2 protein-coding genes are annotated in these 15,521 nt (G+C 76.1%); both read left to right on the top strand.

Features of this window, described 5'->3' with window-relative positions; translation table 11 throughout:
* Nucleotides 1-17 precede the first annotated feature (17 nt).
* Nucleotides 18-8,255 (top strand): amino acid adenylation domain-containing protein, encoded by an 8,238-nt coding sequence (locus ACFYL4_RS19490; RefSeq protein ID WP_387519736.1) that lies wholly within the window; start codon nt 18-20, stop codon nt 8,253-8,255.
* 7 nt (nt 8,256-8,262) lie between these two features.
* Nucleotides 8,263-15,486, top strand: coding sequence for an amino acid adenylation domain-containing protein (locus ACFYL4_RS19485; protein ID WP_387519734.1), 7,224 nt, complete (start codon nt 8,263-8,265; stop codon nt 15,484-15,486).
* Nucleotides 15,487-15,521 lie beyond the last annotated feature (35 nt).

Raw genomic sequence — 15,521 nt, 5'->3', positions numbered from 1 at the left:
ATCCAGGTAGAGGTCCCATGAACCACCAGTCCCCCGTACCCCAGCGAGGTGGCGCGGACCCGGCCGTCGGGCCGGACCCCGCGCACGCCCCCGTCCTCGTCCAGGAGCTGGTCTCCGCCCGGGCGGAGACCGACCCCGACGCGGTGGCCGTGCGCGGCGGCCGGACCGCGCTCACCTACCGGGACCTGGAGTCCGCGGTGAACCGGCTCGCCCGTGGCCTGATCGGCCGGGGGGTGGGCCGGGGCTCCCTGGTCGCGGTTCGGCTCCCCCGCTCCCCGGAGCTGGTGATCTGCCTGCTCGCGGTGCTCCGCGCCGGGGCGGCGTACCTCCCGCTGGACCCCCGCCACCCGGTCGGCAGGGCCGAGCGGGCGCTGCGGGAGTCGGGGGCGGGGCTGCTGGTCGCCGAGGCGGGCACGGCGGTCCGCGCCGACGTGCCCGTCCTGCTCCTGGACGACCCCGCCGAGCGGGCGGCCGGTGCCGCGCGCTCGGTCGCGCCGGTGCGGGTGCCGGTGGACCCGGACGAGCTCGCGTACGTGATCTACACGTCCGGGTCGACCGGGCTTCCCAAGGGGGTGATGGTTCCGCACCGGGGGCTGGCCGCGTACACGGAGTGGGCGCTGCGGGAACTGGGTCCCCAGCTCGCCGCCGGTTCGGTGCTGCACACCTCGGTGGCCTTCGACCTGGCCCTGACCTCGCTCTACCCGGTGCTGGCCGCGGGCGGGGCGGTGACCGTGGTGGACGGCGCGGGTGTGGAGCCGCTCGCCGACGTCCTCGGTGACACCCCGTACGGCCTGCTCAAGCTGACCCCGACCCACCTGGACGCGCTCGTGGAGACCGTCCCCGGCCCGGGCCTGGCCTCGGCCGCGCGGGTGCTGGTGGTGGGCGGTGAACAGCTGCGCGCCGAACAGTTGCGCGCGTGGGCGGAGCTGGCTCCCGAGACCCTGGTGGTGAACAGTTACGGGCCCACCGAGACCACGGTCGCGTGCTGCGCCCACGTGGCCCGCGCCGGGGACCTCGCCGCCGGGAACGTCCCGGTGGGGCTGCCGATCGCGGGAGCGCTGGCGCGGGTGCTCGACGCCCGGTTGGCGCCGGTGGCAGACGGGGCCGCCGGAGAGCTGTACGTGTCCGGCCCCGGTGTGGCCCGGGGCTACCTGGCGGCGCCGGCCCTGACCGCCGAGAGGTTCGTTCCGGACCCGTTCGGTCCGCCCGGGACGCGGATGTACCGGACGGGCGACGTGGTGCGCCGCCGCGCCGACGGCGTGATGGAGTTCCTGCACCGGGCGGACCGCCAGGTCAAGGTGGACGGCCACCGGATCGAACCGGCCGAGGTGGAGCAGGCCGCGCGCGAGGTCCCCGGGGTCCGGGCGGCCGCCGCCGTCGCGGTCGTGCGCGACGGGCGCACCCGCCTGGCCCTGCACCTGGCGGCCGAGACCGGGACCGACCCGGGTCGGGTCCGGGCGCACCTGGCCCGGCGTCTGCCCGAGGCCTGCGTCCCGAGCCTGTGGACGGTCGGCCCCGCCCTCCCGCTCCTGGCCAACGGGAAGGTGGACCGCTCCGCCCTGCCCGAGCCCTCGCCCCTGGCGCGTGGCTCCGAACCCCCGCGCGGACCGTCTGAGGAACGGGCCGCCGACGCGTGGCGCGACGCCCTGCGCCTGGACGCGGTCGGCCGCCACGACGACTTCGTCGCGCTCGGCGGCCACTCCCTGCTCGCGGCCCGCGTCGCCCGTCGCCTGACGGAGGCGACCGGGACCGCCGTCACGGCCGGAGACGTCCTGACGTCCCGCACCGTCGCCGCCCTGGCCGCGTTGCTCGACGAACGCGCACGCGCGGGGCGGCGGTCGGCCGCGCCCCTGGTGCGCTCGGCGGAGAACGGTCCGGCCCCGCTCTCGGCCGCCCAACGCGGCCTGTGGTTCCTCGACCAGCTGCACCCGGGGCGGACCGAGTACCTGGTCCCGGTGGTGCTGCGGCTGCGCGGGCGGCTCGACACCGACGCCCTGGACCGCGCCCTCACCCGGCTCGTCCGACGGCACGAGGCGCTGCGCACCCGCTACCGCACCGACGACGCGGGCGATCCGGTCGCGGTCGTGGACCCGCCCGCGCCCCTCGTGGTCGAGGCCGAGCGGGCCGACCCCGGGACGGTCGTGGACGAGGAGCTGTCCCGGCCCGTCGACCTCGAACATGGACCCGTCCTGCGGGTCCGGTTGGTCAGGACCGAGCCCGAACGCCACGTGCTCGTGCTCGTGATCCACCACATCGCCACGGACGGGTGGTCGACCGGGCTGATCGCCGACGAACTGGCTCGGGCCTACGCGGCCCCGGCCGGGGAGGGCGAGCCCGCTCCGCCGCAGGTGCGCTACTCCGATTACGCGCGCTGGCAGCGCGATCGCCTGGCCGGACCGCGGTTCGAGGAGGAGCTCGAGGCCTGGCGGAACCACCTCTCCGGCGCCCCCGTCGTCGAACTCCCCACCGACCGCCCCCGGAGCGCGGTCCGCGACACCGCGGGCGCCTCCCACCGCTTCACCGTCCCCGCCGACCTGGTCCGACGCCTGTCCGACCTGGGCGCGGCCCGGGGCGCGACCCCGTTCGCGGTGCACCTCGCGGGGTGGCTGGCGCTCACCCACCGCCGTACCGGGGGCACCGACCTGTGCGTCGGCGTTCCGGTGTCGGGGCGCTCGGCCCCCGGCAGCGAGGACGTGGTGGGGTTCTTCGCCGACACCGCAGTCCTGCGCACGCCGGTGTCGGCCTCGTCCGGCTTCGGCGAGCTGGTGGACCGGGTCGCGCGGGAGTCCGCGCTGGCCCACGGCCGCGACGGGGTGCCGTTCGACCGGCTGGTGGAGGCGGTCGCCCCCGAGCGCGACCTCGCCCGCACACCGCTCTTCCAGGTCATGTTCGCCTTCCAGCCCGCCGGGGCGGAGCGCTTCGCCCTGCCCGGCCTGGAGGTCGTCCCCGAGGAGGTGGACGCCCGGTCCGCCCGGTTCGACCTCACCCTGGAGCTGGTCCCGGCCCCGGACGGTTCGCTGCGCGGGCACCTGTCCTACGCCACCGCGTTGTTCGACAGGGCCACGGTCCGCACCCTGGCCGACCACTACGTGCGCCTCCTGGAGGGTGCCGCCGAGGACCCCGCGCTCCCGGTGGGACGGCTGGAGGTCATGGCGCCCGGAGAGCGCGCCGCCCTGGTCGACCTGGCCTCCGGGCCGGTACGACCCCGTCCGGACGCCGGGGTGCCCGAGCTGGTCGCCGAACAGGCGGCCCGCACCCCCGGGGCGGTCGCCGTCAGAGGGGTCGGCGCGCCGCTGACCTACGCCGAGGTCGACGGGGCCGCCAACGGTGTGGCCCGCGCGCTGGTGCGCCGGGGCGTGCGGCCGGGTGACGTGGTGGGCCTGTGCGTGCGACGGGGCCCCGCTCTCGTGACCGGGATGCTGGGCGTTCTGCGGGCGGGCGCCGCCTACCTGCCCCTGGACCCCGAGCACCCCGCCGAACGGCTGGCGTTCGTCACGGCGGACGCCGGTGCCCGCCTGACCGTCACCGAGACCGGCGCGGCCGACGGGCTGCCCGGGGGGCCGCTGCTGTTCCTGGACCGCGAGGAGTGCGCGCCCGTGGCGGCGGCCCCGGTCGCGACCGACCCCGACGCCCCCGCGTACGTGGTCCACACGTCCGGTTCGACGGGGCGGCCCAAGGGGGTCGTCGTCCCGCACCGGGGTATCCGCAACCGGGTCCTGTGGGCGGTGGACCGTTTCGGGATCGGCCCCGGCGACCGCTTCCTCCAGAAGACCACCGCCACCTTCGACGCCATGGCCTGGGAGGTGATGGCGCCGCTCGTCGCGGGAGGCACCGTCGTCCTGGCCGAGCACGGCGCGGAGGCGGACCCGGCGCTGGTCGCGGGGCTCCTGGTGCGGGAACGGATCACCCTCCTCCAGGGGGTCCCGTCGTTCCTGCGCCTGCTCGCGGAGGAACCCGACCTGGGCCGCGCCGACGACCTACGGCTTGTATTCTCCGCGGGGGAGCCACTGCCCGTCCGGCTGGCCGACCGCCTGGCCGACGCGGGCGGTGCCCGGGTGGTGAACACGTACGGGCCCACGGAGTGCTCCATCGACGTCACCTTCCACGTCCGCGAACGTTCCGACGACGGCCGCGACGGCCGCGACGGCGCGGGCACCGTCCCGATCGGCCGCCCCCTGGACAACACGACCGTGCTGGTCCTCGGACCGGACGGGCTGCCGGTCGCGCCGGGCGTCCCCGGAGAGCTGTACGTCGCGGGCGAGGGTCTCGCGCACGGTTACGCCGGCCGTCCGGCGCAGACCGCCGAGCGCTTCGTCCCCGACCCCCACGGCCCGCCCGGCGGACGCCTCTACCGGACCGGCGACGTCGTCCGCCACGCCCCGAGCGGAGAGCTGGAGTTCCTGGGCCGCGCCGACGACCAGGTGAAGATCCGGGGCGTGCGGGTCGAGCCCGGGGAGGTGGAGGCCGTGCTGCGGGAGCACCCCGGGGTGTCCGCGGTGGCCGTGACCGCCCGCCCGGGCCCGGACGGCCAGACCCGCCTGCTGGCCTACGCCGTGCCGTCGCGGGAGCGGCTGGACGAGGCGTCGCTGCGCGCGCTGGCCGCCGACCGCCTGCCCGGGCCCTGGCGCCCCTCGCTGTACGTGCCGATGACGGCCCTGCCCGTCACCACCAGTGGGAAGGTGGACCGGGCCGCGCTGCCCGACCCCGGCGGCGCCTCCCCGGACGGTGGGTCCCGGGAGCCCCGCACCCCGATGGAGCGGGTGGTCGCCCGGGTCTGGTGCCGGGTCCTGGAGCGGGACGCGGTGGGCGCGGAGGACGACTTCTTCGATCTGGGCGGGCACTCCCTGCTGGCCACCCGGGTCACCGGGGCGCTCGGCGCCGAGCTGGGCGCGCGGGTACCGGTGCGGGCCCTGTTCGAGGCCCGCACCGTCGCCGCCCTCGCCCGCGCGCTGGAGGAGGCCGGGGCGGCGGGGGCCGGTCACGGTCCCGCCGACACCGCCGACACCGCTGGCGCCGCCGTCGACGCCCCCGAACCCGTGGCGGAGGGCCCGGTGCCGCTCTCCCCCGCCCAGGAGCGCATGTGGTTCCTGGACACCCTGCGCCCGGGGACGGCCGAGTACACCATCACGTGGGCGCTGGAGATCGGGGGCGGCCTCGACGTCCGCGCCCTGGAGCGGGCCCTGGGCGACGTGGTGGAGCGCCATCCGGCGCTGCGCACCCGCTACCCCACCGGTGCCGACGGAGTCCCCCACCAGGTCGTCGAACCCCCGGCCCCGTTCCGGCTGCCGGTGGCCGACACCGGGCGCCCGCTCGCGGAGGAGCTCTCCGAGCTGGCCGCGACCGGATTCGACCTCGCCGCCGCGCCCCCGGTGCGGCCGCGCCTGCTGCGTCTGGCGGAGGACCGCCACGCGCTCGTGCTGGTCGTGCACCACATCGCCTTCGACGCCTGGTCGGAGGAGGTTCTGGCACGCGACCTGGCCGCCGCCTACACGGCCCGCAGGGAGGGGAGGGCCCCCGACCTGCCGACCCCGGCGACCGATCCGGCCGCGCACGCCGTCCGGGAGGTGCGCCGCGCCCGGGGCGGGGACGCCCGGCACGACCTCGCGTACTGGACGGAGCGGCTGGCGGGGCTGCGCCCCTCGGAGCTGGTCACCGACCGTCCGCGACCCCGGCAGCGGGACACCGGGGGCGCGGCCGTGGAGCTCGTCCTGCCCCGGGAGACCGCCGAGGCGGTGGACGCCCTCGGCCGGTCCCACGGGGCCACCCCGTTCATGACCTACCTGGCGCTCTTCACGGTGCTGCTCTCCCGCCACACGGGCGAGGACGACGTGGCGGTGGGCACCCCGGTGGCCGGACGGGGCGACTCCCGCACCGACGACCTCGTGGGGTTGCTGGTCAACACCCTCGTGCTGCGGGTGGACACCGGCGCGTCGGCGGGCGGCGGGACGTTCGGAGAACTCCTGCGCCGGGTGCGCGGCACGGCGTTGGACGCCTACGACCACGCCGGGCTGGCCTTCGAGCGCCTCGTCGAGGAGCTCGCGCCCGAGCGGGACCAGTCGCGGAACCCGCTCTTCGACATCATGTTCGAGCTGACCGAACGGCCCTGGGACGGCGCGCCCGACCTCCCGGGCCTGTCCGTGCGCCGGGTCCGCACCGACCGCGTGACCGCCAAGTTCGACCTCACCCTGGGCCTGTCCGCCGAAACCGGGGGTGGCTACCGGGTACGGATCGAGTACGCCACGGCGCTCTTCGACGAGGCCACCGTGCTCGGGCTGGGGCGGCAGTTCGTCCGCCTGGCTCGCAGCGCGGCCGCCGACCCGGGCGCGCGCCTGGCCGAGCTCGACATGCTCGGCGCCAGGGAGCGGGACCTCGCGCTCGGCCCGTGGTCCGGGGAGGTCGCCCACACCCCGGCCGAGACCGTGCACGAGGCCTTCCGCGCCCAGGCGGAACGCACTCCGGAGCGGGTCGCCGTGGAGTGGGACGGGGGACGCCTCACCTACGGCGGGCTGCTCGCCCGTTCCGACGCGCTCGCCGACCGGCTGGTGCGCGAGGGCGTGACCCCCGAGGCCCCGGTGGGCGTCTACCTCGACCGCTCGCCCGACGCCGTGGTGGTGCTGTTCGCGGTGCTGGCGGCCGGGGGCGTGTACGTCCCGCTCGACACCGCCCACCCGGTCGAGCGCACCGCGTTCATGCTGGGCGACCTCGGTGCGGCCGCCGTGGTCGCGCACGACTCCCTCGCGCACCGCCTGGCCGGTCTGGACGTACCCGTGGTGCGCCTGACCGCCGAAGGCGGAACCGCCGCACCCACCGGCCCCGACTCCGCGGACCCCGTTTCCGCGCCCCGCGTGCCCGCGCCCGCCCGCCCCGTGCGCGGGCACTCCGACCCCGACCGCCTTGCCTACGCTATCTACACCTCGGGCTCCACCGGCCGCCCCAAGGGGGTGATGATCGACCACCGGGCGTACGCGCACCACTGCCGAACGGTCGCGGACGCCTACGACATCCGCCCCGGCGACCGGGTGGTGCTGCTCTCCGCGCTCACCTTCGACGTGTCCATGGACCAGATCGCCGCGCCGCTGCTGCTGGGGGCCTCGGTCGTGGTCAGCCCCCCGGGGTTCACTCCCCCGGAGGAACTCCCCGGCTTCCTCGGACGGCACCGGGTCACCCACATGGAGATCACCCCCGCCTACTACCGGGAGATGATGACGCACGTCGGCGTACGCGACCCGCGCCTGGACCACCTGCGGCTGGTCGTGGTGAGCAGTGACGTGGTCACCGCCGACGACGCCCGGATCTGGCGGGACGCGGACCTGCCGGGCCGGTTCCTGCCCACCTACGGGCCCACCGAGGCCACGGTCACCTGCATGACCCACGCGTTGGAGGGCCAGACGCGGGCCCGGCCGGAGTCCGCGCTCCCCGTGGGGAGGCCCATCCCGGGGACCCGCACGTACGTGCTCGACCCGTTGGCGCGCCCCGCGCCCGTGGGCGTGCCCGGCGAGCTCTGCGTGGGCGGCGACCGGCTGGCCCGGGGCTACCTGGGCCGCCCCGCGACCACCGCCGAGCGGTTCGTGCCCGACCCGTACGGGCCGCCGGGGAGCCGTCTCTACCGGACCGGAGACCTGGCCCGCTACCGCGCGGACGGGGTCGTGGAGTTCCTCGGCCGGATCGACACCCAGGTCAAGGTGCGGGGGTTTCGGATCGAGCTCGGCGAGGTCGAGGCGGTCCTGGCCGCGCACCCCGGTGTGCGGGCCGCGGCCGTCACCGCCCCCGTCGTGGGAGGTGAACGCCGACTGGTCGGCCACGTGGTGCACGGGGACTCCCCCGCGTCGGTCGCCGAACTCCGCCGCCACCTGGCCGACCGGCTGCCCGACTACATGGTCCCCGGCCTGTGGACCGTGCTCGACGCGATGCCCCTGACCCCGAGCAAGAAGGTCGACCGCAGGGCCCTGCCCGTGCCCGACCCCGCCGAGCTGGTGCCCGACACCGCGTACGTCGCGCCCCGGGACGAGATCGAGCGCGCCGTGGCGCAGGTGTGGGAGGAGGTCCTGGGCCGCGCGTGCGGCGTGCTGGACGACTTCTTCCTGCTGGGCGGGCACTCGATCCTCGCCACCCGGGTGATGGTGCGCCTGCGCGACCTCACCGGACTGGAGGTCCCCCTGAGCCTCCTCTTCGACGCCACCACGATCGCGGACCAGGCGGCCGCCCTGATCCGGCTGGCCGACTCCGAACCCTCCGACGACGAGAGCCCTAGGTGATTGCGCGATGCTCACGAGAACCGAGAACCCCGGGCGTGGGGCGGCGCTGCTGCTGGACCGCCTCTCCCGCCGCAACGGGGCGTCCGCTCCGGAGGGGGTCGTGCCCGTCCCCCGGGACCGCTCCCTGCCGCTGTCGTTCTCCCAGGAGCGCATGTGGGTCCTGGACCGCCTGCGCCCCGGGGGCGTGGACTACCAGGTGCCCGTGGTCCTGCGGTTGCGGGGCCCGCTGGACCGGGAGCGCCTGGCCGCGTCGCTGAACCGGCTCGCGGAGCGGCACGAGGTGCTGCGCACCCGCTACGGGACCGACGACGACAACCGGCCGACGCAGGTCGTCGACCCGCCCTCCCGCGTGCCCGTGGCCTTCGACGACATGGGCGCCCTGCCGCCGGAGCGCGCCCGCCGTTACGCGGACGACCTCGTCCGCCTCGACCTCCGCCAGCCCTTCGACCTGGAGTCCGGCCCGGTGTGGCGCGCCCGCCTGGTGCGGTTGGGCGATGAGGAGCACCTGCTGGTGCTGGTCCTGCACCACGTCGCCGTCGACGGCTGGTCGGTGGGCCTGCTGGTGGAGGACCTCGCCGAGCGCTACGCCGACGGCGGCGCGGACGCCCCCGCCCCGGCGCTCCAGTACGCGGACTACGCGCACTGGCAGCGTTCGGAGGCCTTCGAGGAGCGCGCGCGGGCGGGCACCGAACACTGGCGCGAACGCCTGGCGGGGCTCCCCGCCCTGGAACTGCCCACCGACCGCGGCCGTCCCGCGGTGTGGGAGCCCGACGGCGCCACGGTCGGCTTCGAGGTCCCCGCCGACCTGGCCGACACCCTCGCCGCCCTCGGGCGCGAGCACGGCGCGACCCCGTTCATGGTCTATCTGGCCGCCCTCCAGGCGGTGATGGGCCGCTACTCCGGGCAGGCGGACTTCGCCGTGGGCACCCCGGTGGCGGGGCGCACGCGCGCCGAGCTGGAACCCGTGGTGGGCGTCTTCATCAACATGCTGGCGCTGCGCGCCGACCTGTCCGGCAACCCGTCCTTCGCGGGACTGCTGGAGCGCACCCGCGACACCGCCCTGGACGCCTTCGACCACCAGGAGGTGCCCTTCGAACGGGTCGTCACCGCGCTGGTGACCGACCGCGACCTGGCCCGCAACCCCCTCTACCAGGTGGGGTTCGTGATGGGGACCGGGGAGCCCGCCCGGTTCCGGTCCGGGCCACTGGTCGGCGAGGAGGTCGCGGTCCCGTCCTCGGCCGCCAAGCTCGACCTCAACTGGGCCCTGGAGCGGGGTACGGACGGGTCGTACACGGGCACGGTCACGTTCCCGCACGCCCTCTTCGACACGGCCACGGTGGAGCGCATGGCCGCCCACCTGGTGCGGTTCCTGGAGAACGTCGCGGCCGACCCCGGGACCCCGGTGGGCCTGGTCGGCCTGCTCGGCGACGACGAGCGGGACGCCGTGCTGCACCGGCCGCGCGCGTGGGCTCCGGACGCGCCCGTCCTGCACGAGCGCTTCGCGGCCCGTGCCGCCCTCACGCCCGACGCCGTGGCCCTCACCGCGAACGGCGCCCACCTCACCTACGCCGAGCTCGACAGCCGGGCCAACCGGATCGCCCGGCGCCTCCTCGGCGAGGGCGTGGGGCGGGAGGACCTGGTCGGCGTGCACCTGAACCGTGGCGCGGATCTCGTCCCCGCCCTGCTCGGAGTGCTCAAGGCCGGTGCCGGGTACCTGCCGCTGGACCCGGTGCACCCGGCGGATCGCGTCGCCTACATGGTGCGCGACTCGGGGGTGCGCGTGGTGCTCACGGAGAAGGCGCTGGCCGACTCCCTGGACACCGCCGGAGGCGATCCCCGTGTCGTGGTCCTGGACTCCCCGCACGAGGAGGGCGTCCTCGCGTCCCTGCCCCGGACCGCGCCCAGGGTGGACTCCGACCCGGGGGACCGCGCCTACGTCATCTACACCTCCGGATCGACGGGCCGCCCCAAGGGGGTCGAGGTCACCCACGGCAACGTGGTCCGCCTCGTGACCTCGACCGACGACCGGTACCGCTTCGACGCGGGCGACGTGTGGCCGCTCTTCCACTCGTTCGCCTTCGACGTCTCGGTGTGGGAGATCTGGGGCGCGCTGCTGCACGGCGGCCGCCTCGTCGTGGTCCCGCAGGAGGTGACACGCTCCCCCCGCGACCTGCTCGACCTGCTGGTCGACGAGGGCGTCACCGTGCTCAACCAGACCCCCACGGCCTTCCGCGGCCTGGTGGAGATGGCCGGACGGGACGTCCCCGAGATGGCGCGGCTGCGCCTGCACACGGTGGTCCTGGCCGGTGAGGCCCTGGACGTGGAGTCGCTGCGCCCCTGGTGGCGGCGGTTCGGCGACCGGGTGCGCGTGGTCAACATGTACGGGATCACCGAGACCACCGTCCACACCACGTACCGCTCCCTGACCCCGGGTGACCTGGACGGGGTGCGCAGCCCGGTCGGACCGCCGGTGGACGACCTCGCCCTGTACGTGCTCGACCCGGCCCTGAACCCCGTGCCCGTCGGGGTGCCCGGCGAGATCCACGTGGGCGGGCCGGGGGTGACCCGCGGTTACCTGAACCGTCCGGCGCTCACCGCCGAGCGGTTCGTGCCCGACCCCTTCGGCCCGGCGGGTGCGCGCATGTACCGCTCGGGCGACAAGGCGCGGGTGCTGGCCGACGGCGAGATCGAGTTCCTGGGACGCTTCGACGACCAGGTGAAGATCCGGGGCTTCCGGATCGAGCTGGGCGAGGTCCGGGCCTGCCTGGCCTCCGCGCCCGGTGTCGCCGAGGCCGTGGTGCTGGTCGACGACCGGGACGGCGATCCCCGACTGGCGGCGTACGTCGAGCCGGAGCCGGGCGGGGCCACGTCCGCGTCGGTGCGGGCCCACGCCGCCCGGGTCCTGCCCGGCTACATGGTGCCTTCGGTGGTGGTCGAGGTGGAGCGCATGCCGCTGACCGCCAACGGCAAGGTGGACAAGCGGGCCCTGCCCTCCCCGGACTTCTCCCGCGCCTCGCAGGAGACGGAGTACGCGGCGCCGCGCACTCCGGGGGAGCGGGCGGTCGCCGAGGTCTGGGCCCGGGTCCTGGGTGTCCCGGAGGTGGGGGTCCACGACAACTTCTTCGCGCTCGGTGGCGACTCCATCCGCGCGGTGCGCCTCGCGGGGGCGCTCGCGGCGGCGGGTCACGACTACTCCGTGCCCGACCTCTTCCTGCACCAGAGCGTCGCGGAGCTGACCGCCGCCCACCGCTCCGGCGGCGTGCGGGAGGAGGTCACGGGCACCGCGCCGTTCGCCCTGCTGTCCGAGGACGACCGGGCCCGCGTCCCGCTCGGGGCCGCCGACGCCTACCCGATGTCCATGACGCAGGCCGGCATGGTGTTCGAGATGGTCGCCGACTCCGAGGCGAACCCGTACCACAACGTGACCGACTACCTGGTGCGGGACGAGGACGGCTTCGACCCGCACGCGCTGCGGGAGGCGGCGGCGACGGTGGTGGCCCGGCATCCGGTCCTGCGCACCTCGTTCGACCTCACCTCCTTCGACGAGCAGGTCCAGCTGGTGCACGAGCGCGCCGAGGCGGTCGTGGGCTGGACCGACCTGCGGGGGCACGACGAACCGGAGCGGGTGCCCCTGGTGCGCGCGTTCGGCGACCGCGAGCGGACCACCCCCTTCGACCTGGCCGTTCCACCGCTGGTCCGGTTCCACGCCCACGTCGTCGGCGACACCCGCTGGTACCTCACGCTGACCGAGTGCCACGCGGTCCTGGACGGTTGGAGCCACAACTCCACCCTCACCGAGCTGCTCGACTGCTACCGGGAGATCCGGGGCGGCGGCGTCCCGGACCGGTCGGTCGCGGCGGGGGTCCGGTTCGCGGACTTCGTCGCCGAGGAGCGGCTGAGCGCCGCCGACCCCGGACAACGCGGGTTCTGGGCGGGGAGGGTGGGCGCCGCCGAGCGCCTCGACCTGCCCGAGCTGTGGGGGGACCCCGACGACTCCCGCCAGGACGAGGTGACCGTCCCCTACGCCGACCTGGAGGAGGGCCTGCGCGAGGTCGCGCTGTCGGCCAGGGCGTCCCTGAAGAGCGTGCTGCTCGCCGCGCACCTGTCCGTGTGGCGGGCCGTGCACGGTGAGGGCCCCTTCCTGACCGGGCTGGTCTGCAACGGCCGACCGGAGGTCGAGGGCGGTGACACCGTGCGCGGCATGTACCTGAACACCGTGCCCCTGGTGTCGTTCGAGCCCGGGGCGGACTGGCTCACGGCGGTCTCCGACGTGTTCGCCGAGGAGGTCGCGGTCTGGCCGCACCGCCGCTACCCGCTCCCGCTCATCCAGCGCGAGCACGGCGGCTCCGAGCGCCTGTTGGACGTGGTCTTCAACTACCTGGACTTCCACGTCCTGGACCGCGAGACGGTGGACACGGCCGCCGGTCACGACGCCAGCCCCAACGAGTTCGCGCTCAACGTCACCACCGAGCCCGGCGCGCTCGTGCTGACCGCCCGCTCCGCGCGGGTGTCCCCCGACCGGCTCCGGCAGCTGGCGGCCCTGTACCGATCGGCCCTGGAGTCCGTGGTGGCCGACCCGCGGGGCCCGGCCGTCTGCCCGGTGCCCGCGCCCGCGCGCGGAGCCCGGAGCGCGGCGGCCGCGCGGTCCGTGGTGGAGTCCGTCGCCGCGCTGGCCGCGAGCCGCCCCGGCGCCGTCGCGGTCACGTCGGTCGGCGGCGACACCGACTACGGGACCCTGTGGGGCCGTGCCCTCGCGTGGGCCCGCCACCTCGGGGAGCTGGGGGTGGGCCGGGGCGACCTGGTCGCGGTGTGCCTGCCCCGAGACGCCGAGCTCGTGGCCGCCCTGCTGGGGGTCATGGCGGCGGGGGCGGGCTACGCGCCGCTGGACGCCGCGCACCCGGACGGCCGGATCTCCTGGATTCTGGAGGACACCGGCGCCCGTGCCGTCATCACCGCTCCCGAGCTGGCCGAACGGTTCCGTTCGCTGTCCCGGGCGGTGGTCCTTCCCGAGGAGGTGGGCGACCGCCCCGGCGGCGCGCCGGTGCGGGTCGGCGCCGACGACGTCGCCTACGTCATCCACACCTCCGGTTCCACGGGGCGGCCCAAGGGCGTCGTGGTCGGGCACGGGTCGCTGGAGGCCCTGGTGCGGGCGATGGGCCGCAGGCCCGGGCTCGGCCCGGACGACGTCCTCGCGGCGGTCACCACCCCGTCCTTCGACATCGCCGCGCTGGAGCTCTTCGGGCCGCTGGTCCACGGTGGCCGGGTCCTGCTCGCCGACGAGGAGCAGGCCGCCGACCCGGGGGCGCTGTCCGCACTGCTCACGGCCGGGCGGGCCACCGTCCTCCAGGCCACCCCCACCCAGTGGCGGACCCTGGTCGACTCGGGGGAGCCGCTGCCCGAGGGCCTGCGGGCCCTCTGCGGCGGCGAACGCCTCGACCCGGCCCTGGCCGCCGCGATCGGCGGGCGCACCGGGGAGCTGTGGGACCTGTACGGGCCCACCGAGAGCACCGTGTGGTCGGCCGTCACCCGGCACGGCCGGGCGGGCGAGCCACTCGACTGGGAGCCGGTGGACGGTGACGAGGTGCTGGTCCTGTCCGGCGACCTCTCCCCCGTCCCGGACGGCGCGGTGGGCCAGGTGTGCGTGGCCGGGGCCGGTCTGGCCCACGGTTACGCCGGGCGTCCGGGGCTGACCGCCGAGCGGTTCGTGCCCGACCCGTGGGGCGGGGGCGGCCGCCTCTACCTCACCGGCGACCTGGGCCGACGCCACCCCGATGGCAGGGTGGAGATCCTCGGGCGCGACGACCACCAGGTCAAGATCCGGGGCTTTCGCATCGAGACCGGCGAGATCGAGGCCGTCCTGGCCGCGCACCCCCGGGTGCGTTCGGCCGTGGTGCACCCGGTCCCGGGGCCGGACGGCAGCCCCCGCCTGGTCGCCTACCTCGTCCCCGAGGGCGGGGAGGCGACCACCGCCGAACTGCGCGCCCACGCGGCCCGCACGCTCCCGGAGTACATGGTCCCGTCCCTGTTCACGCACCTGGCCGCGTTCCCCACCACGCTCAACGGCAAGGTGGACCGCGCGGCGCTGCCCGCCCCCGGCACCGCCTCCGCCTCCGCGTCCGACCGCTTCGTCGCCCCCCGAGGGCGGCTGGAGGAGGCGCTGGCGCGGGAGTGGGAGCGGGTCCTGGAGGTCGACCGGGTGTCCGCCGACGACGACTTCTTCGAGCTGGGCGGCCATTCGCTGCTGATGATGCGGGTCATCGCCGCCATGCGCGAGCGCACCGGGGTCGGCCTGGGGCTGCGGGACTTCGTGGAGCACCGCACCATCGCCCGCATCGTCGCGGAGTCCAGGGGGGCGCGCGAGCGGTCCCCGCTGGTCCGGTTCGGTGGCGAGGGACCCGGCGCCCCGCTGTACTGCGTCCACCCCGGCGGTGGCAGCGCGCACTGGTACCGCCACCTGGCCGAGGAACTGTCCGGGCGGCGCGAGCTGGTCGCCTTCGAGTGGTCCTCCGGCGAGTCCGTGCCGGAGATCGCGGCCCGCTACCTGGCGGCGATGCGGGCCGAGCGTCCCGAGGGGCCGCACCTGCTGCTGGGGTGGTGCGGCGGCGGGGCGATCGCCTGGGAGATGGCCCGCGCCCTGCGGGACGAGGGCGAGGAGGTACGTCTCCTCCTGCTCGACCCGGTGGGCGTCTCCGACGAGGGCTACCTCTCGATGCCCCGTGAGCTGGAGCTGCTCACACGCGGCGAGGAGATCTGTCGACTTCTCGACGTCTCGACTCCTCGACCGGAGCGGGACGCCCCGGATACGGGTGCCCCGGACGCAGACTCCCTGCGCGCCGAACTCGGCGCGATCCTGCGGGAGGTGGTGGAGGACGACGGCGGCCACGCCGTCACGGACCGGGACGCGGGGCCGGAGTGGCTGCCCCGGCTGTCCGCCTGGCGCGGCCTCCTGCGGGCGCGCATGGACTACCGGTTCACCGCCTTCGACGGCGACCTGGACCTGCTGGTGGGCGACGAACTGGCCGAGGAGCGCCACGTGGCGATCGAGGGCCAGGACTACGCCGCCTACCTGCGGCACTGGCGCGAGCGGGTGACCGGAGACCTCCGGGTCCTCCGGGTTCCCGGAGACCACCTGGGCGTCCTGCGGCCCCCGCACGCCGAGGCCCTCGCCGACACCCTGGAGCGGGTGCTCGGCGGTACCGCCGCCGAGGACGGCGCCATCGCCGCTCCCTGATCCCGCAACCGGTCCGGCGCCGCGCACGACGGCGC

It is taken from the genome of Nocardiopsis sp. NPDC006938, assembly GCF_042869555.1.
GTDB lineage: Bacteria > Actinomycetota > Actinomycetes > Streptosporangiales > Streptosporangiaceae > Nocardiopsis.
Note: the sequence above shows the minus strand (reverse complement) of the source record. Positions and strands in the feature narration are given on the sequence as shown.

Bases quoted from the DNA above. Each gene is read 5' to 3' on its own strand.
- ACFYL4_RS19490 (WP_387519736.1), top strand. From the start codon at position 18: ATGAACCACCAGTCCCCCGTACCCCAGCGAGGTGGCGCGGACCCGGCC.
- ACFYL4_RS19485 (WP_387519734.1), top strand. From the start codon at position 8,263: ATGCTCACGAGAACCGAGAACCCCGGGCGTGGGGCGGCGCTGCTGCTG.